Source organism: Mucilaginibacter sp., assembly GCF_028287845.1.
GTDB lineage: Bacteria > Bacteroidota > Bacteroidia > Sphingobacteriales > Sphingobacteriaceae > Mucilaginibacter.
In genome coordinates, this window is sequence record NZ_JAQBOW010000059.1 from 1 (window position 1) to 19,961 (window position 19,961).

Below are 19,961 nucleotides of genomic sequence, written 5' to 3' on the forward strand. Positions count from 1 at the left end.
ATAGAAAGCGGCGATTATGTGGAAATATTATCCCCTAAATTCACAGCACAGGATAAAATTATTATTACCGGCAACTACGGGTTGGCAGATACAGCTAAAGTTAAAATTACAAAATGACACCTAAAACAACAGATACAAAGGTAAGCAAAGTAGAAAACCTTTTTGTTTTTTACAGGAAACCGCTAATGCTTGTTTTAGCTCTTATTTTAATGGGGGGAATATTTGCTTATACCAAGCTGCAAACATCACTTTTCCCTGAAATAACGTTTCCTAAAATAAAGATCATTGCCGATGCAGGCTTACAACCTGTAAACAAAATGATGATCACCATAACCAAGCCTTTAGAAAATGCTATAAAACAAATACCCAACTTGCAAATGGTGCGTAGCACCACCAGCCGCGGCAGCGCAGAAATATCTGCCTATATGGATTGGAGCGCTGATATAGATCTAAGCAAGCAGCAAATTGAAGCACAGATAAGTAAAATACAAAATACCCTGCCACCCGATGTTAATATATCGGTAGAGAAAATGAACCCTTCTATTTTGCCGGTAAGCGGTTACACTTTAGAAAGTCATGACCGATCGGCTATAGAGTTAAAACAGTTGGCTACGTTTACGGTAAAGCCTTTTTTATCGCAGGTAAGCGGGGTGTCAGAAATCAGGATAATTGGAGGTAAAATCAAAGAGTATTGGCTGGTGCTTAACCGTGAAAAAATGACTGCACTGTCATTAACGCCTGATCTAATAAGCACTGCATTAGGCCAAACCAATTTCATTAAATCAGAAGGTTATCTTTCTGATTATAAAATGCTGTACTTAACGGTAACTGATGCAACCGTAAGCGCCAAAGACCAGTTGGAAAACATGGTGATAAGCAACGATGGTAAAAGAGTTATACAAATTAAAGACATTGCATCTGTACAAATAAGCGAAGGCATAGAATATACCAAGATCAATGCAAACGGGCATGATGGGGTATTAGTTGCGGTAATTAAACAACCCAACTCTAATTTAATTTCCCTGTCTACAGATATGGCGAAAAAGGTTGCCGCTTTACAAAAGATATTACCTAAGGATGTAACCATAAAGCCCTATTATGTACAAGCCGATTTTGTAAACGATTCGGTTAAGAGTGTTACTGACAGTGTTTGGATAGGCTTATTATTAGCCATTATAGTTGCCATAATTTTCTTACGATCATTAAAAGCCAGCGCAACCATTTTAATAGCCATACCGGTTACTTTATGCCTTACCCTAATTGTATTATATATTATTGGGTACACCTTTAACATCATGACACTGGGTGCCATTGCGGCAGCCATCGGCCTTATAATTGATGATGCTATTGTGGTTGTTGAGCAGATACACCGCACGCATGAAGAACATCCCGACGAACCTACCCGCAAATTATTAAAAAAAGCAATCGACTATTTGTTTCCCGCAATGTTAGGCTCATCTATAAGCACCATTGTAATATTTGTTCCGTTTTTGCTGATGACGGGCGTTGCAGGAGCCTATTTTAAAGTAATGACCAATACCATGATCATTACTTTAGTTTGCTCGTTTTTTGTAACCTGGATAGGTTTACCCGTAATATATTTATTACTTACAAAAAACCAGCACGGCCATGGTGCAAATGCGAAAGAAGAAACGCACGAAGTAAAAAGACAACCCTGGGTATCCTTTTTTATTCTGCGCCCTGTAATGAGCATTATTATAGTACTGGCACTTGTGGCGGTAATTATATTTATTCCCGGAAGGCTGCAAACCGGTTTTTTACCAGATATGGATGAAGGCAGTATTGTTTTAGATTATAACTCGCCGCCCGGCACCTCTCTTGAAGAAACCGACAGGATGCTGAGGGAGGTAGAAAAGATAATTACCAAACATCCGGATGTAGCTGCCTATTCACGCAGAACAGGCACACAAATGGGTTTCTTTATTACAGAGCCTAATACAGGCGATTATTTAATACAGCTTAAAAAAAATCACGAAAAAACTACGGAAGAGGTAACCAGTGATTTAAGAACCGAGATGGAAAAAACACAACCTGCATTAAGGGTTGATTTTGGGCAAGTGATAACAGATATGCTTGGCGACTTAATGAGCTCTACCCAACCTATTGAAATAAAGGTTTTTGGTGATGACCAACATATCCTTCAAGATCTTTCCAAAAAAATTGCTGCGCAGGTATCGGCCGTTAAAGGTACTGCCGATGTTTTTGATGGTATTGTCATTGCCGGCCCATCAGTTAGTATTTTACCTGATTATGCAAAGTTGGCTCAATACCGCATTACCCCTGCCAATCTGCAATTTCAAGCACAAACAGCTTTGGATGGCAATGTAGTAGGTAATTTATACGAAACACAACAACTATCACCAATCCGCATGGTTTATCCGGGCAACCGTTATCTTAATATATCAGCAATAAAAAAACTTAATATATTTTCTGGCAACGGCAAATTAATACCTATCAATCAACTTGCTACAGTAGCTATACAAACCGGCGATGCTGAGATTAACCGGCAGGACCTTCAATCGATGGGTGTTATAACCGCACGGCTTGATAACAGCGACCTTGGTACGGTTATACCCGCCATTCAAAAAAACATTGCAGCAAACGTTGTTTTACCATCAGGTTATCATGTTGAATATGGCGGGGCCTATGCCGAGCAGCAACAATCATTTAAAGAATTGCTTATTATATTAATTACATCAAGCTTATTGGTATTTGGTGTAATACTCTTCTTATTTAAGCAGTTTAGAATAGCTTTTTTAATATTGATTATTGCGGTGTTGGGTATTGCCGGCAGCTTTTTAGCTTTATTTATTACCAATACACCATTAAATGTAGGCAGCTATACGGGCCTTATCATGATAGTGGGTATAATAGGCGAAAATGCCATATTTACCTTTTTACAATTTAAAGAAAGCGCGCTTGAAAAAAGCGTGGACGAGGCAATTATCTATTCCATTTCTACCCGCCTTCGCCCTAAGTTAATGACAGCACTCGGTGCAATAATTGCATTAATGCCGTTGGCTCTGGGTATTGGCGCCGGGGCGCAGCTGCACCAACCATTGGCTATAGCGGTTATCGGCGGGTTTTTAGTGGCGTTACCCCTATTATTAATTGTATTGCCAAGTATGCTGCGCATTTTGTATCGCAAAGGTGGCGTAAATCCGCATGCAGAAAACCCGGAAACCGCATAAGTACAAACTTAATACAGAATTACAATTGATATTTAAATCAAAAAAAACATATAATGAAAAAGATCTTTTTAACAGGTGCGGCATTGTTTTTTGCAAGCCTAACCTTTGCGCAAACTTATGTATTAGATAAAACTATTGCTTTAACCGGCGATGGTGGTTATGATTATCTTTCGATAGACAAGGTAAATAATCGTTTATATGTATCGCATGGTACAATGGTTAACATTGTTGACCTGGCTACCGAAAAACAAGTTGGCCTGATAGAAAACCTAAAAGGTATTCACGGCATAGCTATTGATAATAAAGCAAATCTTGGCTTTATAAGCGATGGCAAGGCAAATGCGGTGGTAGCTTTTGATTTGAAGACTTTAAAAACAGTTGCAAATATCCCGTTGGATTCAAAAGATGCCGACGCTATTATATACGATCCGTTTTCAGACCGTGTTTATACTTTTAATGGTGACAGTAATAATTCATGCGTAGTTAACCCCAATACGCTTAAACAAGTTGGTACAATTGCTTTAGGCGGTGCCCCTGAGTTTGCCGTAAGTGATGATAAAGGGAAAATATACAATAACCTGGAAGATAAAAACAGCCTCAATGTTATTGATACAAAAACTTTAAAAGTGGTAAAGAATTTTCCGCTTGCGCCAAAAGGTGCACCTACCGGCATAGCTTTAGATGAAAAAAACAAACGCACATTTTCCGTATCGCGCGAAAATAACAGCATGGTTGTGGTAGATATTATAACCGGTAAAGTTGTTGCGACCCTGCCTATTGGTGCCGGTGTTGATGCTGTTGCTTATGACCCTGAAACCAAACTGATATTCTGCTCTAACGGCGATGGAACAACCACAATTATTAAACAAGAATCTGCTGATAAATACAGAGTTGTACAAACTTTGGCTACGCAAAACCGCGCTAAAACATTGGCATTAGATACCAGGACCCATAAAATTTATTTAAGCGTAGTTTCCTTTGAGCCGGGTACCCGAAAAGCTGTACCAAACTCATTTAAGGTATTAGTTTATAAACAGCAATAAAATCTTTATAACTAATATTTAAATTTTTATAATTATTATTGGGGAATTGAGTTTATAATATATATCCCTCATAATAACTTAAAATTAAAGATTTTTATAAATTTTATGACAAAAAAGACTGATTTTGTTTATTCACAGGTTGCAGAACCTCACCGTGCACGTACAAAGCAAATTTTAAAGCAGTTTCCTAATTTAAGGCATCTGATAGGCAAAAATCCAAATACCATATTTGCGATAATTGGCCTGGTTGCATTTCAATTAGTGTTAGCCTGGTTTTTGCGCGACCAATCCTGGTGGCTTGTATTTGGCGCAGCTTATTTATTAGGCGCCTTTGCAGATCATGCGCTGTTTGTGATGATACATGAATGTGCTCACCAGTTACTTTTTAAAAATCGTTCAGCCAACCGCTGGGCAGGTATGTTAGCTAATATGCCGCAAATTTTCCCAAGTTCCATTTCATTCGAGCGTTACCATATAAAACACCACTCTTTCCAGGGTGTACATGAGTTGGATGCCGATTTGCCAAATAAATGGGAAGCAAAACTCATCAACAATTCGTTTTTAGGCAAAGCTTTGTGGTTATTATTTTACCCTGTATTTCAGATCTTCCGTTTATCAAGGCTAAGAGAGATACAAACTTTTGATATATGGATAGTATTAAACTTAACTGTACAAGTAGTTTTTACTGTTGCTGTATATTATTTTTTAGGCTGGCACGCATTAGCATTTTTATTGCTGAGTTTTTCTTTTTCTGTTGGCTTGCACCCTTTAGGCGCGCGCTGGGTACAAGAGCATTACTTAACCCATAGTGTTGAACAGGAAACCTATAGCTATTATGGTGGCTTAAATGTTGTTGCCTTTAACGTAGGTTATCATAACGAGCATCATGATTTTCCGTCTATCCCGTGGAACAAGCTACCGCAGATAAAGAAAACCGCGCCCGAGTATTATGATACTCTATTTTATCATAAATCATGGACAAAGCTGTTTTTCCGCTTTTTGTTTGATAAGGAAATATCCCTGTTTAACCGGATATTAAGAAAAGAAAGAGGCAAAGTTGCTCTTACCGATATTTCAAAGCCTGATGCAGAATTGGTAGCATAACAAATATTTAAAAAGAGCTCAAAAAGAGCTCTTTTTTTGTTATATCTTATAATTGAATCAGTATTCCATACCATATCTGTATAATATCCTGTATTTATTTCGTTTAAATACAATTGAGTAAATTTGCAAAAACTCAATACCCAAATGAGCAGGGCTAAAAAATTAAATATAATTCTACCCATAATCATCATCCTGTTTTTTGGTGCCTATGCCCGGCATAAATACATTAGTCATGAAATTATTGTATCAGGTTATTTGCAGGATAAGCAAATGAATGAAATTTCGGGCATATCCGCTTCGGGTATAAACCCTAACGTTTATTACGTACATAATGATAGCGGCGATACCAGTAGATTTTTCGCCATATCGCCCCAAGGTAAAATACTTAGTACTATCTATTATAAAGGTGACCCAACTGAGAAACAAGGCGTTGCCGACTGCGAAGATATAGCGGTGGGCCCCGGCCCTATCAGCAAAAAAAGTTATGTGTATATGGGCGATATTGGCGATAATAATTCGCTAAGAAAATATATTACCATTTACCGAATGGAAGAGCAAACGGCGTGGTTAAAAGGTGAAATATCAAAAGCAAATGCGGTACCGCTGCATTTAAAATATCCAGACGGACCGAAAGATGCGGAAACCCTAATGATTGATCCGCTGGAAAAACTGATCTACATCGTTTCTAAACGGCATGATACCGTAAGTGTTTATACCACTCCCCTTTCTTACAAACCTAATGACACGCTGGTTTTAACCCATCGCTGTAAATTGTTTTTTAAAGGCATTAAGCCCTTTAAATGGATAACAGCCGGTGATATATCAAAAGATGGCCGGCAGATATTACTAAAGAGTTATGAAAAGGTTTACTACTGGAAACGTAATGGTAATGAGCACATCTGGCAAACCATGCAAAGATCAGCAGAAGAACCGAATTACCAGGTAGAGAAGCAAGGCGAGGCCGTCGGTTTTACTGCTGATGGTAAAGGCTACTATACCACCAGCGAAGGTGTATACTCGCCTATATATTTTTATAAAGCACCTTAAGGGTGATGTGATGATATTTATTTAAATATAAAAAAATAGTTCCGCCGCGAAGTAAGCAATTGCAGCAACAAACCTATTAAATGTTATTACTGTACTGTCCCAGGGACACGTGAATACACCTGGGACACCTTGGGACACCCAAAATTGCAATTCGCTAAAAATCAATATATTAAATAATTACCAAATAAACTATCTAATCGCTAAACACGTTTATTTAAATAAAAAGCCCTATTTTTATTTAAATAAACCCACATCATGAAAAGAAAAATCTCAACAACCATCCTACTATTATGTAGTGTTTTTGTTTGTTTGGCAGCAATTGCTGATTTGACCGGCAAATGGAAGGGCAGCGTAAAAATGGCTGATGGTAACGAATTTCCGCTTATTTATACTTTTAAGGTTGACGGCGAAAAACTAACCGGTTCAATTTTATCACCACACGGCGACTTACCCATGTATGATGGCAAAATAACCAATGGAACTGATTTTAGCTTTAAAGTTAATGTAGACGGTAGCATTGTACCTAACACTGGTAAATTTTATGGCGATTCGGTTACCGTGGATGCAGAAATGAACGGCGAAAAATTGCACTCTACGCTGAAGAGGGCAGATAAATAACTAACAATTTATTATTGCCACGCTAACATCAGTAATGACTTAGTTTCTTTCTCCTTGCTTTTCGCCTATTCAGTATATACCTTTGCACCAGCATGCTAAATAGGATTACCGCCATTATTTTACTTGTTGCGCTGGGTACGGCTAATTACTCGCGCTTTTTTATTTACGCGGGTTTTGAGCTGAACAAGAAATATATTGCCACCACGCTGTGCGAAAACCGCGACAAACCGTGGCTGCATTGTAATGGCAAGTGTTATTTCATGAAAAAAATAAACCAGGCAGCCGAAAATGAAAAGAAGCAGGAAGCCAAGGATAACCTTACCCAATTTGAAATTTCTTTTTTTCAGGAGCCATTTCAATTAGTGTTTATTGAACCAACAATCATAAAGACAAAAAAAGGCTCATGTCCTGTTTATGCTTATCAATATAGCAGCCGCTATATCGAAACCATCTTCAGACCACCCAAATTGGCCGCTTAAACCGCGCGTCCCTGTTCCGATAATTTTGATATTTCATTCCCGCTGATCAGCGGTCACGCCGGTATTATACCCCTCCCAATTTTTTTTACAAAAAAATAAATCTGTTGCATGAGTCCACCCAAAGGCGGTGTGCCCTTATATGATCTTATGAAAAAATTTATATTTCTTGTTTATCTGTTGTTTATCGCGGGCAGCGTTGTTGCCCAGCAAACACCGGCAATTCAGGGTAAGGTCTTTGATGCTATTACCAAAGAGCCGATACCCGGTGCTACGATAACAGATACCAAATCCAATTCCACCACTTCTGATGCCAGTGGAAAATTTAAAATAACAACTGCTGCTCAAACGCTACAGGTAACTTATGTGGGTTATATTAGCCGTACAATTGAAATTAAAGGTGCAACGCTGGCTATTGCGCTGCAGCCATCCACAACTGAACTGCAAAGAGTGGTGGTGAGCGCCAACCGCACTACAGAAAAAAGAAGCGAAGCGCCTATTGCCATCGCGACAATCTCCAAACAAACCATCGAGGATACCAAAGCCCAGCGCCTGGATATGCTGCTGAATAAAATAAGCGGCGTGAATATGGTAAATCTCGGCAATGAGCAGCACGAGATGAGCATTCGCCAGCCGATGAATACCAACAATTTGTTCTTATACCTGGAAGATGGTATACCTATCCGTACATCTGCCGTATTTAACCACAATGCCCTGCTGGAAATGAATATGGCAGCAGTAAAAAATATCGAAGTGATCAAAGGGCCATCCTCGGCCTTATACGGCGCGGAAGCTATTGGTGGCGTGGTTAACCTGATTACCCAGGCTCCCCCTGCCTATACCTCAGGCTATTTGAGCACACAAATGAACAACCAGGGATATAAACGTGTAGATGGCCAGATTGGCACCTCATCCGGTAAATTGGGCTTTATTGTAAGCGGTTATTATGCCAACCAAACCAACGGACCCATACAATACAGCGATTTCCATAAAACCGCGGTTACCGGTAGACTGGACTACAAAATTGATAAAAACACGATCTGGACAAATAGTACATCCTATATCAATTATTTCAGTGATATGTACGGCAGTTTAGACAGCACCCATTTTGCCCGTAAAGATTATGCGGCGCAGGCGTTTTTTACTTATCGGAAAGTAACAGCATTGCGGGCCCGGTCAACCATCAGCCATAACTGGACGGATAGCAGTACTACAAATGCCACTTTTATGTATCGCGACAATTCGGTTATCCAAAACCCATCTTACTCTATTGCTAATTATCGCGTGGGCGGGAAAAGCAGCAACCCGGTTTCGCCCGATACGGCAACAGGCAATATCAATAACAACTCCTTTAAATCTTACGGGTTGTACCTACAACATGTTCAGAAATTTAAATTCCTGCAAAGTAAACTGATTGTTGGCACCAGTGCGGAACTTGACCCTCAATCTTATTTCCAGGACTTCATCTGGATCAAAAAGCAAAACCAGGGCGGCGTGGTTAACTTTGTGAGCTATACCAAAGCTAATCCGGATATGGTGATGGCCAACTACAATACCGTGATAAGTAATTTTGGTTCGTACGTAGATTATGATTTCACTATTGCACCCGGCTTACGCATATCCGCGGCTATTCGTTACGATGCATTCCAGTACGCTTTCGTCAATTCCCTGCCCGGGTCAAGTGTTACCGGCGGCCCATCCACAATTACCAACTACGGCAAGGTGGCCCCTAAATTAGGTTTTACTTATAATTACAGGGGAATAGGTTTTTATGGCACTTACAGTGAAGGCTATGTTCCTCCTCAAATTACCCAGGTATTCGGTAAAACCACCAACAGTGCCTACCTGTTGCCGCAAACCTTTCATAACTATGAATTAGGCGGATGGCTGTCGTTATTAGAAAATAAACTATATATAGACTACAGTGCCTATATGATGAAGGGTACTAACGAGATCATTAACGTCAAACTGCCCGATAATACTACTCAACCGCAAAACGCGGGCGCTACCCGGCATATAGGCCTGGAGTATGGCATCAGTTATCGGCCGGTTGAAGACCTTTATTTCCGCCTAAGCGCTACTAATGCCAACCACACTTTTGTTAATTACATAGCCAGCGGCGTAAACTATAACGGCAAGGAAATGGCAAACGCACCTCATTTCACAGGCAATGCAGAGGTGGTTTATAAACCGCATTACCTGCAAGGCTTTCGTATTGGTGTAGAGGAGCAACAAGTAGGTAAATATTATATGGATAACCTGCAACAATACACTTATAACGGATTTAAGCTAACCAATGTGCGCTTAGGCTACCAGTTGGGCCATGCGGAAGTTTGGCTAAACGCACTGAATGTATTTAACACTTATTATGCAACCTTAGCTACAGCCACTGCTACCACTGCCGGCGCGGCATCTTATAGCTACAACCTGGGCGATCCCAGAGCATTCACACTTGGCCTGGCTTACCGGTTTGGGAAATAATTAACAACAAGACCATGATTAGAAAAAATATTTACAAATGGCACCGCACCTGTTCGCTTATCATTGCGATACCCGTGCTGCTATGGGCTACCAGCGGGTTCATGCACCCCATCATGACCAACCTGCGCCCTGCAGTGCGGTCGCAAAGCATTCTAACGGAAACGATAGATAGCAATAAGGTAAACCTATCATTACAGCAGGTATTAAATCAAAATAAAATTGACAGCATTTACGGCGCCCGGCTGGTGCATATTGATACCAATTGGTTTTACCAGGTGAAAACCAGCCGGAATTACGGACTACAATACCTCAGCGCTAAAACCGGGAATATCCTGGCTAAAGGAGACTGGCTGTACGCGCAGTATATTGCCCGCCTGTTTTTAGAGGGCGCTCCAAAAAGTGCTAAAAACAAAATACCGCAAATGGAGATGCCTGTGGGTATGCCGATTGGCGGCGCGATGGATTGCTGCGGAGAAGCGGCCAATACAGTATTGAACAACAAAACAGGAGCGCCCATAGAAAGCGCTTCTTTGATTACCGGTTTCGATAAAGAATACAAAAGTATTTATTGCCTGTTGCCTGTTTACAAGGTCGCTTTTAAGAGAGCGGACAATATCCGGCTCTATGTTGAAACCGGACAGGACCGTTTTGCAGTGGCCGTGGATAAAAATCGGGCGGCATTTACTACTTTTTTTGACCTGGTACATACCTGGGGCTGGATAAACTTTTTAGGTAAAGGACGGATATTGGTAGAAATGTTTTTTGCTGGATTTGGCTTTTTGACTGCCCTGATGGGTATTTATATCTTCTTCGCTACAAAAAGCAAAAAAATAAAGGGAAACCCACTGGTGAAAGCCCGGCGAAATCACCGCTATACAGCCATTGTAGCTTCCGTTTTTACGCTGATGTTTACGTTCAGCGGTTGTTATCATGCATTTTCCAAATTAAAAGGAGAAGAAAAAGAAATAAAATCTGTGCAACATGGCTTTGCGGTTTCGGCTATTCATTGTGATCTGAACAAACTGCATGCTATCGTGAAAAAGCCGATAACCAATATCGGCCTGGTACAACTAAACGGAAAGGCTTACTGGCAGGTGTATCTAGCCACAAGCAAAAAAAGCCATAAAAGAAAGGACCTAATGAAAGATATGAGTGCGGATACCGCGGTGGTAGCTTATGTTAATGCCAGCGATTATTCGGTATTGCCCGATGGCGACGAACTGTATGCGAAAAGCTTAGCCAACCAATTGAGTGGCACTAATCCCGATAAAATTGTTTCTACCGAGCTGATCACCAAATTTACAGACGAATACAACTTCACCGACAAACGATTACCAGTATGGAAAATCAATTACCCATTCAATCATAAAGAACGCCTGTATATAGAAACGTCAACCGGCGTGCTGGCGAAGAACACCAATGATGTGGAACTATATGAGGGATATAGTTTTGCTCTGTTTCACAAACATCATTACATGGATTTCGCCGGAAAAACTACAAGAGATATAAGTACACTAGTTGGGGCCGGACTTCAAATTTTGATGGTCACCATTGGATTGATATTTTACTTCTGGTGGAGAAAGCGGAAAGTAAAAACAACCGCTTAAAAACCTCATCAACAACTAATTTTAAATTTGACAACTTTTAAAAGTTGTCGAATCTTTAAGCCTTTAATTTTACGTTGGCGTTACGCTCAATTCTTGAGCTTGAGGTAAATTTGCAGCATGAAAATACAGATCTGGAGTGACGTAATGTGCCCGTTTTGCTACATTGGCAAACGCAGGTTCGAGGATGCCTTACAACAATTTGAGCATAAAGACGAGGTGGAAATAGAATGGAAAAGCTTCCAGCTTAATCCTGATTTAAAGACTGACCCTAACCTGAATATCACCCAATATTTAGCCGATATTAAAGGCTGGACATTTGAATACGCCCAACAATTGAACGACCAGGTGACCGAAATGGCTGCCGAAGTTGGTTTAACTTATAATTTTGACAAAGCGGTTGTAGCCAATAGTTTCGACGCGCATCGTTTTGCACACCTGGCCAAGCAAAATGGTTTAGGCGACGAGGCCGAAGAAACCTTATTTAAGGCATACTTTACCGAAGGCAAAAATATTGCCGACCATGATACATTAGCAGAATTAGGTGAATCAATAGGTTTGGACAAAGCTGAAGTTGAGCATACTTTGGCCGGAAACAAATACGCCATTAATGTGCAACAAGACATAGCACAGGCCCAACAATTAGGTATACACGGTGTGCCGTTTTTTGTGATGGATAATAAATTTGGCGTATCGGGCGCGCAGGCTGTGCCGGTATTTTTGCAAACTTTAGAGAAATCATACAGCGAATGGGCAACCAATAAACAACCAAAGCTTGATGTTATTGAGGGTGATAGTTGCGAAGTTGGCGGAGATTGTTAATTGCTATCATCGTTTAAATCTTCTTCATGCGGGTTCAGAATATATTCAAAGCTTTCATATCCGTTGTGAAAATGAAATTTAACACGTGATTTTGGCACATCAATATCCAGCGACATTGCACCCAGGGTTTCCGGCAGGCTATCTCTTATCAGTTTTAAATCGGTAACATGCGGCATTTCTATATAAATTCCATCTTCTAAAGCTTTAATTTCCCATCCCGGCAGGTTGGCGCTGTGCAAAAGGTCCAGCCATTTTTGTTGGTATGCGTTCATATATATTATCCTTTATGCAATAAAAAGGATTAAACGCGACAAATGGTTTTATTATGACTATACTATTATTTTACTTTATCGTAACACAAACAAGTATACCTTTGTCAAACAAAGCATAATGTTAATATTTAAGCAGATATCAAACAATATTAATAAGTTTTGTAGAATATATCAGCAATATCTTGTAAAGTAATACCTTTGCCATTATTAATGGATACTAAAAACAGCACAACTCTTCAACTTAAAAAAAAAGCCAAACCCCGTAAAAGGATCATAAACTTTTTTGTAAGTCTTTATGATATAAACAAATTCATCATCCGGTTTTTCAAGGAGGCTTTTGTGCCGCCTTTTGAGTTTAAAGAAATTGTACGCCAATGTTATGAAGTAGGTGTACGCTCATTTACCTTAATATCATTAACAGGTTTTATTGTAGGTTTAATATTTACCAAACAATCGCGCCCATCATTGGGTCAGTTTGGCGCTACATCATGGCTGCCATCATTAGTATCAATAGCTATAATGCGCGCACTTGCTCCATTGGTAACTGCATTAATAGCCGCGGGCAAGGTAGGCTCAAGTATTGGTGCCGAGTTGGGCTCAATGCGCGTTACCGAGCAAATTGATGCCATGGAAGTATCGGGGACCAAACCGTTTAAATTTTTGGTCTGTACCCGTGTTCTGGCTACCACATTAACAATTCCCATTTTGGCTACTTATACTGCGTTTATAGCCTTATTGGGTGGTTATGTAAACGTAGCAACTAACGAAGGAACCACCTACAGCACCTTCATGCAGCAGGTTTTTGACCCACTTACATTTGTTGATTTTACAGCATCGCTCATAAAATCAATTGTATTTGGTTTTACCATAGGCATTGTGGGTTGTTACCAGGGTTATAATTCATCAAAGGGTACCGAAGGTGTTGGTAAAGCTGCCAATGGTGCCGTGGTAACTGCCATGTTTTTAATATTTGTAGAAGAGATTGTTATTGTACAAATAAGCAGCTGGTTTCGTTAATAAAAATTATGCATAAAGCAAAAGTACCAATAGACTATAATAACGCGGTAATTACTATTAAAGGATTGCAAAAATCTTTTGAGGAAAATGCAGTTTTGTGCGGTATTGACCTGGAGCTTTACCAGGGAGAAAATTTAGTGGTGCTGGGCCGGTCTGGTACGGGTAAATCAGTGCTGATAAAAGTTATATCGGGCCTGTTGCAGGCTGATCAGGGTCAGATAAAAGTACTTGGGCAGGATATTAATACCATAACTGACAAGCAATTGCAGGAACTGCGCATACGCATTGGCTTTTCGTTCCAAAACAGCGCGTTATATGATAGTATGACAGTGCGTAAGAACCTGGAGTTTCCGCTGGTGCGTAATCGCAGAAACTTAACACAAAAAGAAGTAGATAAAGCCGTTGAAACCGTATTGGAAGCAGTTGGCCTGAGCAAAACCATTAACCAGATGCCGTCTGAACTTTCGGGCGGGCAGCGCAAACGTATTGGCATTGCCCGTACACTGATATTGAACCCGGAAATTATGTTGTATGACGAGCCAACAGCCGGGCTTGACCCCATTACCTGCATTGAAATTAATGAGCTGATAAATGAGGTTCAGGAGCGTTATCATACATCATCCATCATTATTACGCATGATCTTACCTGTGCCAAACAAACCGGCGACAGGATAGCGATGCTGCTGGATGGCCAGTTTCAACGCCAGGGAAGTTTTGAGGAAGTATTTGATACAAAGGACGAAAGGGTAAAACCATTTTTTGATTACAATTTTATACAATAGATTTACATAGAATATATGAATTCATCAGATAACAAACGTGCAATAACGGTGGGGCTGTTTTTAGCCCTGGGATTGATTGTATTTATTGTTGGCGTTTTCACTTTGGGCAGCCAGTCTAAAACCTTTGCAAAGAGCATTCACATTAGCGCGGTGTTTGATGATGTATCCGGGTTAAAAACCGGCAACAGCGTTTGGTTCTCGGGTGTTAAGGTAGGCAGTATCAGTAAAATTCGCTTTATAGGGCCATCACGTGTTGATGTGCGTATGAGTATTGATGAAAGTACACAGCAATACGTGCATCGCAATGCAGGTGTACACATCGGATCTGACGGGCTTATAGGTAATAAAATTATAGTAATTGACGGCGGTAGTCCGCAGGCACCTATTGTGCAGGATGGTGATGTTTTACAAACCGAAAAAGTAACATCAACTGATGATATGCTGAAGGTATTACAGCAAAACAATCAAAATTTACTATCCATAACCGGCGATTTTAAATTATTGAGCCGCAAAATATTACAAGGCAAAGGCACCGTAGGTACTTTAATGGCCGATAGTATGATGGCTGTACAATTACGTAACTCTATGCGTAATTTTGAAAAAACCAGCGCCAGCACTGCCCGTTTGGCAGATCAGCTGGAACATTTTAGCGCTAAAATGAATGTTAAAGGTGGCCTTGCTGATAAGCTGCTTACAGATACAGCAACCTTTAGTCAAATTAAATCAGCAGCAAACCAGTTTCATCAGGCGGCGGTTAATGGGGCTGCGGCCACTGATAATTTGAGGAAAGCTACTGATAAATTTAACCGCACAGATAATGCTATCGGCGTTTTATTGAATGATCCTAAATCTGCGGCACAATTGCAAAGCACTATAGATAATCTTCAAAAAAGTTCTGTTAAGGCAAATGAGGACCTGGAAGCGTTGCAACATAACTTTTTACTTAAAGGATTCTTTACAAAGAAGGCAAAAGCTAAAGCGGATAGTTTAAAAAAGGCAGGCCAACAAAATTAATTGTCATTTTGAACAACGGTGAGAAATCAGGCAACAGCCATAAACATTTTCTATTTTTCATGGTTTTATAAATACAGGCTATACTATAGCCTGCAACATTAAATTACCAGATCATGAAAACCGTGGCTCAATCCAGATTAGATAAAAAAAACATCGGCACAAAAAAAACTTCACTTCACGAAGAGATAAAAACCGATGTACCTTTAAGTGAGAAAGACGAAGTAAAAAAGGCTGAAAAAAAACTGGGCGATTCGCAAAAAAAGAATGGCTGATACGGTTGTTTATTCCTAATTTCGGGGTAAAGCGATATCACTATGTCAAAAAACATCCAGCTACTAATACTTTTTTCACTATTTTTAGTTTCCTGTAAACCCTCTGTAAAACCCAAAGACCTGTATGGCAAATGGAAATACATAAGGGTACAAAATCCTAATCCGCCGGATAGTGTAAATGCCATGACCTTAAGAGAACAGGCGCCATACATTGAATTCACTACAAAAGATAGCCTTATAATTTACTGGGGTGGCAAAGTATTATCACATGGCACGTTCAGGGTGGACGGGCGCAATATCATAGTAAAAGAAATATTAGCAGATAGAAAGACAAGGGAATTTCCATTTTATGTAGAAGATTTGACAGACAAACAATTAATATTTTCGACCAAAGGAACGGATGGATCTGAGGTGACGGCGGTTAAAGAATAGGCCGTTTTGCATGGCAGTTTTTGTAATTTTTCTTTTTGATGGTTCTTCGTCACTTTTGGTAATGATGAAATATGCTCATTCAATTAATGTTTACAAAAAATGAATATTTAAAGAGGTATGAGGCTGGATGAGTTTAAAGTCTTTATAATTGCAAGTGTACAGGTCTGAACAATATTGTTCGGCAATGGCCGTATGCAGGCAATCGTTAAAGTTTTTGTAGCCGATAACCGCCGCTAATCCCATCGCCCGGGTAAATTCAGAATTACCATATCCAACAGGCAGAGAAGATATTAATGCGCCCAATTTCGATGTGATAAATGCAGTGGGCTGGTTCAGTTTGGCTAACACGAATCCCATTTCCTGTATGCTTAACCATGATATTAAAAACCGGTTATTCCTATTAATTTCGTCAATCATATCAATCACTTTTAAGTGTAGGTTGAAATTTTGATTGACCAATGAATGAACTAATACGTCGGTATCAATATAATCCATATTATTACTGATCGGGGTACTGAGATTTATCAATAAGGTCGCGAATATCTACATCCGGGGATATGACAGGGGCGTTCATACGACTTTCCCTAATCATTTCAGCTAATTGATTATTATCCTTAGCATAGTGCTTCTGATTTTCTGGTTTCACAGACTTGATTGTAATTTCAATCTCCTGGCCTGCAAACAGGGTTTTCAAGGACTTCAAAAAAGCCATGCTAATCTCTTGTGCCTTTAATCTGTAAGTTGTTTGCATAATAACAAAGATAATTAAAAAACAGCTGTTAAAAAATACCACCAGAAGTGACGAAGAACCATTATAAGTGAAAAATTACAGCTTTTTAAAAAAATAAAATAAAAAAGGTGATAGTTACCCCTAATTTTATACATATCTATAAAAGGACATTTTTATGCCAGGTATCAGCAATCAAAATCATACAGCCGAAAAGCGACAAGTGCTTTTCACCGGGCTTTATAAGCAGGCTTTCCCGGTTGTGGCTAAATACATCAGCCGTATGGGCGGCTCATTTGATGAAGCTAAGGACGTTTTCCAGGACGCGTTAATTATTTATTACGAAAAAACAATTGCCACGCAAACCACATTAAATAATGACACCGCCTATTTGATGGGCACCGCTAAACACTTGTGGATAAAGCGATATAAGGAGAACAATCAAAATATCCCTTTGGATAATATTGATTATTCGGCGGATGAAGACGAATACCTGTCAAGCAACCGCCTGATGCGCTTTTTAGAAACTGCCGGCAAAAAATGCATGGAGCTTTTAAAAGGGTTTTATTACGATCAGCACTCGTTAATAGAACTGGCGGACGAATTTGGCTACTCGGGTGTGCGGTCGGCCACCGTACAGAAGTATAAATGTTTGGAAAAAGTTAGAGACACCATTAAAGAAAAAGCATTAGCGTATGATGACTTCATGGAATGAAACCAGGCAGATAGAGGCTCATTTATTTGACATCGCAGATACAGGGAGCATGTTGGTATTTGAGGCCCGTTTGATGCTGGACAATAACCTGGCTGATAAAGTTATATGGCAGCAAAAAGCTTATGATACCATACAGCAATACGGCCGCAGACAGTTAAAAAAAGAAATTGAGACCATACATCAAAAGCTATTTACCCAACCAGAGCATTTGAGTTTCAGCCAAAAAATAAGGCGGCTTTTTAGTAAACAATAAACCAAAACGATATGAATATTGATAAAAACGAGTTCCGCAAATTTGCGGTGGGGCATTGCCATGTCCAAACAGATCGTGTAGACAATTATATTTCGGGCGTTGAAAGGAGCAGTATTCCTACAGCCATGACACCTTATATTACCGAGGAACGCGAAATGCGGGTATCGCAAATGGATGTATTTTCAAGGCTGATGATGGACCGTATCATATTTATGGGGGCGCCTGTAGAGGCTAATATTGCTAACATTGTACAGGCTCAATTACTGTTCCTGCAATCAACAGACCCAAAGAAAGACATTCACATGTACATTAACTCGCCGGGCGGCGAAGTATATGCAGGGTTTGGTATTTATGACACCATGCAACTTATAAGCCCGGATGTGGCCACTATTTGCACCGGTATGGCCCTGTCCTTCGGCGCCATATTGTTATGCGGAGGGGCGGCAGGCAAGCGGTCGGCTCTGGCACATTCGCGGGTTATGCTGCACCAGCCATTGGGTGGCGTGCAGGGCCAGGCATCTGATATTGAAATTACCGCGGTGCAGGTATTGAAGGTAAAAAAAGAGCTTTATGATATTATCTCTAAACACAGCGGCCAGGATTATCAAAAAGTACATGAAGTATGCGACCGCGACCATTGGTTAATAGCCAGCGAAGCGAAAGAGTTTGGGATAATTGATGAGGTGTTGGTGTAGCCTTAGTGCCACTTTATCTAATGCGCCATTCCCACTCCTGCCGAAGCCGATGCCTCAACTTTATGAACTATCCTTTTACGCCCGATAAAAAGGATTAGCAAACCTATTACTGACGATGCTTCCATAATTGCCGCCATTGGCACTGCCGAATGACTATTAAAAACGCTGACGCCCAAAGTAGCTAACGCCCCTAAACCCAACTGTAATGCACCTAACAGTGCCGATGCAGTACCTGCATTTTTTGAAAACGGCGCAAGCGACAAAGCCGAAGCGTTAGGGCTGGTTGTACCAACACAGCATAGCAGAATAAATATCATACCAATGGTGCCGCCCAATCCAAACCAATTATAAAGGCTGCCTATAAAAAACACTAAGGCCGTAATAACTTGCACAGTTAGAGACACCCAAATGATCTGCTCGCTTTTGTATTTTTTTAACAGCAAATTATTCACCTGGCTCGAACCAATGAATCCTACCGAAAGCGTGGCAAATATCCATCCGTAAGTTTTGGCGCTCACCTTAAAAATCTCCATAAATACAATGGGCGAAGCCGAAACATAAACAAACAAACCGGCAAACGCGAAAGCGCCTGCAAACGCGTAGGTATAAAATTGAGGTTCTTTAAGCACCTGTAAAAAGTTACTTATAATGGGTTTAGGCTTTAACGAATAGGCAGGATCGGCCTTATAGCTTTCGGGTAGACAAAAAATAACGGTAAGCAATATTAATACTGCCATTGCACCTAAAATCACAAATATTAAATGCCATCCAAAAACTACGGTAACATAGCCGCCAACAGTAGGTGCTATCATAGGTGATGCCCCCAGAATCAATATCAACAAGGCAAATATTTTAGCGTTATCCTTTAATGGAAAAATATCGCGCACCATAGCCATTGATGCTACACCCGCCGCGCAGCTGCCAATAGCCTGTATAAAACGCAGTAGTATTAAAGCCTCAATGCCGGTTGAAAAATAGCAACCTGCCGATGCTATGATGTATAATACCAAACCTACATACAAAGGCTTTTTTCGTCCATACCTATCCAGCAACGGGCCATATAATAATTGCCCGGCAGCTAATCCCACAAAAAAACTGGATAATGAAAGCGAAACCTGGGCGGTAGTTGTATGGAATGATTTTGCAATGGCAGGAAAGCCCGGCAGGTACATATCAATAGAGAAAGGACCCAGGGCAGTAAGCGCCCCCAAAATTAATACAGTAAAAAAGTAACGTTGTTTAGTCATAAAATAAAGAGAAGGAACCTATCCTCTTATTTCGGCAAATATCGCAATTGAAGATTGAACATTGGCTATAAAATATTGGTTATTTAATGGCTAAAGCTATCGTAATTGCTTAATAATTGACCTTAAAA

General features: G+C 40.1%; 21 protein-coding genes. 17 read left to right on the top strand and 4 right to left on the bottom strand.

What is annotated here, in order from left to right; all coding sequences use genetic code 11:
* Nucleotides 1-113: 113 nt before the first annotated feature.
* From JWP71_RS05205 to JWP71_RS05245, 9 genes are all read left to right on the top strand, one after another.
* Nucleotides 114-3,212: an efflux RND transporter permease subunit gene (locus JWP71_RS05205; RefSeq protein ID WP_299497698.1), complete on the top strand. Its 3,099-nt coding sequence runs from the start codon at nt 114-116 to the stop codon at nt 3,210-3,212.
* 53 nt (nt 3,213-3,265) lie between these two features.
* On the top strand, nt 3,266-4,255 hold the full coding sequence (locus JWP71_RS05210) for a YncE family protein (protein WP_299497700.1): 990 nt from the start codon (nt 3,266-3,268) through the stop codon (nt 4,253-4,255).
* Nucleotides 4,256-4,360: 105 nt separating this feature from the next.
* Nucleotides 4,361-5,359, top strand: a complete 999-nt coding sequence (locus JWP71_RS05215) for a fatty acid desaturase (protein ID WP_299497701.1) — start codon at nt 4,361-4,363, stop codon at nt 5,357-5,359.
* 144 nt (nt 5,360-5,503) lie between these two features.
* Nucleotides 5,504-6,406 (top strand): hypothetical protein, encoded by a 903-nt coding sequence (locus JWP71_RS05220; protein WP_299497702.1) that lies wholly within the window; start codon nt 5,504-5,506, stop codon nt 6,404-6,406.
* A 255-nt stretch (nt 6,407-6,661) separates the two neighbouring features.
* The gene (locus tag JWP71_RS05225) at nt 6,662-7,024 is read left to right on the top strand and encodes a hypothetical protein (protein WP_299497703.1); all 363 of its coding nucleotides are present in this window, start codon (nt 6,662-6,664) and stop codon (nt 7,022-7,024) included.
* A gap of 92 nt (nt 7,025-7,116) precedes the next feature.
* Entirely contained in the window at nt 7,117-7,503 is a 387-nt protein-coding gene (locus JWP71_RS05230; RefSeq protein ID WP_299497704.1) for a hypothetical protein, read from the top strand.
* Between the two features lie 108 nt (nt 7,504-7,611).
* The gene (locus JWP71_RS05235; protein WP_299497705.1) at nt 7,612-9,981 is read left to right on the top strand and encodes a TonB-dependent receptor; all 2,370 of its coding nucleotides are present in this window, start codon (nt 7,612-7,614) and stop codon (nt 9,979-9,981) included.
* Between the two features lie 14 nt (nt 9,982-9,995).
* Nucleotides 9,996-11,588 (top strand): PepSY domain-containing protein, encoded by a 1,593-nt coding sequence (locus tag JWP71_RS05240; RefSeq protein WP_299497706.1) that lies wholly within the window; start codon nt 9,996-9,998, stop codon nt 11,586-11,588.
* A 117-nt stretch (nt 11,589-11,705) separates the two neighbouring features.
* Nucleotides 11,706-12,407, top strand: a complete 702-nt coding sequence (locus JWP71_RS05245; protein WP_299497707.1) for a DsbA family oxidoreductase — start codon at nt 11,706-11,708, stop codon at nt 12,405-12,407.
* Here JWP71_RS05245 and JWP71_RS05250 read toward each other — a convergent pair.
* Nucleotides 12,404-12,679, bottom strand: a complete 276-nt coding sequence (locus JWP71_RS05250) for a hypothetical protein (protein WP_299497709.1) — start codon at nt 12,677-12,679, stop codon at nt 12,404-12,406. The genes JWP71_RS05245 and JWP71_RS05250 overlap by 4 nt on opposite strands.
* Before the next feature lie 210 nt (nt 12,680-12,889).
* On the opposite strand from JWP71_RS05250, the gene JWP71_RS05255 reads away from it, so the two are divergent.
* From JWP71_RS05255 to JWP71_RS05275, 5 genes are all read left to right on the top strand, one after another.
* The gene (locus JWP71_RS05255; RefSeq protein ID WP_299497710.1) at nt 12,890-13,696 is read left to right on the top strand and encodes an ABC transporter permease; all 807 of its coding nucleotides are present in this window, start codon (nt 12,890-12,892) and stop codon (nt 13,694-13,696) included.
* Nucleotides 13,697-13,704: 8 nt separating this feature from the next.
* Nucleotides 13,705-14,478, top strand: a complete 774-nt coding sequence (locus JWP71_RS05260; protein WP_299497711.1) for an ATP-binding cassette domain-containing protein — start codon at nt 13,705-13,707, stop codon at nt 14,476-14,478.
* 15 nt (nt 14,479-14,493) lie between these two features.
* Nucleotides 14,494-15,492, top strand: a complete 999-nt coding sequence (locus JWP71_RS05265) for an MlaD family protein (protein ID WP_299497713.1) — start codon at nt 14,494-14,496, stop codon at nt 15,490-15,492.
* Between the two features lie 113 nt (nt 15,493-15,605).
* Complete coding sequence (locus JWP71_RS05270) at nt 15,606-15,764, top strand: hypothetical protein (RefSeq protein WP_299497714.1); 159 nt, start codon at nt 15,606-15,608, stop codon at nt 15,762-15,764.
* 42 nt (nt 15,765-15,806) lie between these two features.
* Entirely contained in the window at nt 15,807-16,196 is a 390-nt protein-coding gene (locus JWP71_RS05275; RefSeq protein ID WP_299497715.1) for a hypothetical protein, read from the top strand.
* 90 nt (nt 16,197-16,286) lie between these two features.
* Here the strand turns inward: JWP71_RS05275 and JWP71_RS05280 are convergent, their stop codons facing one another.
* Together JWP71_RS05280 and JWP71_RS05285 are read right to left on the bottom strand one after the other, a co-directional pair.
* Nucleotides 16,287-16,691: a hypothetical protein gene (locus JWP71_RS05280; RefSeq protein ID WP_299497716.1), complete on the bottom strand. Its 405-nt coding sequence runs from the start codon at nt 16,689-16,691 to the stop codon at nt 16,287-16,289.
* Nucleotides 16,692-16,695: 4 nt separating this feature from the next.
* The gene (locus JWP71_RS05285) at nt 16,696-16,947 is read right to left on the bottom strand and encodes a hypothetical protein (RefSeq protein WP_299497717.1); all 252 of its coding nucleotides are present in this window, start codon (nt 16,945-16,947) and stop codon (nt 16,696-16,698) included.
* 154 nt (nt 16,948-17,101) lie between these two features.
* On the opposite strand from JWP71_RS05285, the gene JWP71_RS05290 reads away from it, so the two are divergent.
* The 3 genes from JWP71_RS05290 to JWP71_RS05300 are packed head-to-tail and all read left to right on the top strand — an operon-like array spanning nt 17,102 to nt 18,586.
* Nucleotides 17,102-17,638, top strand: coding sequence for a sigma-70 family RNA polymerase sigma factor (locus tag JWP71_RS05290; RefSeq protein WP_299497718.1), 537 nt, complete (start codon nt 17,102-17,104; stop codon nt 17,636-17,638).
* Nucleotides 17,619-17,891: a hypothetical protein gene (locus tag JWP71_RS05295; protein ID WP_299497719.1), complete on the top strand. Its 273-nt coding sequence runs from the start codon at nt 17,619-17,621 to the stop codon at nt 17,889-17,891. Before JWP71_RS05290 ends, JWP71_RS05295 begins: the two co-directional genes overlap by 20 nt.
* An 11-nt stretch (nt 17,892-17,902) precedes the next feature.
* Complete coding sequence (locus JWP71_RS05300) at nt 17,903-18,586, top strand: ATP-dependent Clp protease proteolytic subunit (protein ID WP_299497720.1); 684 nt, start codon at nt 17,903-17,905, stop codon at nt 18,584-18,586.
* Between the two features lie 17 nt (nt 18,587-18,603).
* Here the strand turns inward: JWP71_RS05300 and JWP71_RS05305 are convergent, their stop codons facing one another.
* Nucleotides 18,604-19,833 carry a multidrug effflux MFS transporter gene (locus JWP71_RS05305; protein ID WP_299497722.1) on the bottom strand — a complete coding sequence of 410 codons (1,230 nt, stop codon included), beginning with the start codon at nt 19,831-19,833 and terminating at the stop codon, nt 18,604-18,606.
* Between the last annotated feature and the right edge of the window lie 128 nt (nt 19,834-19,961).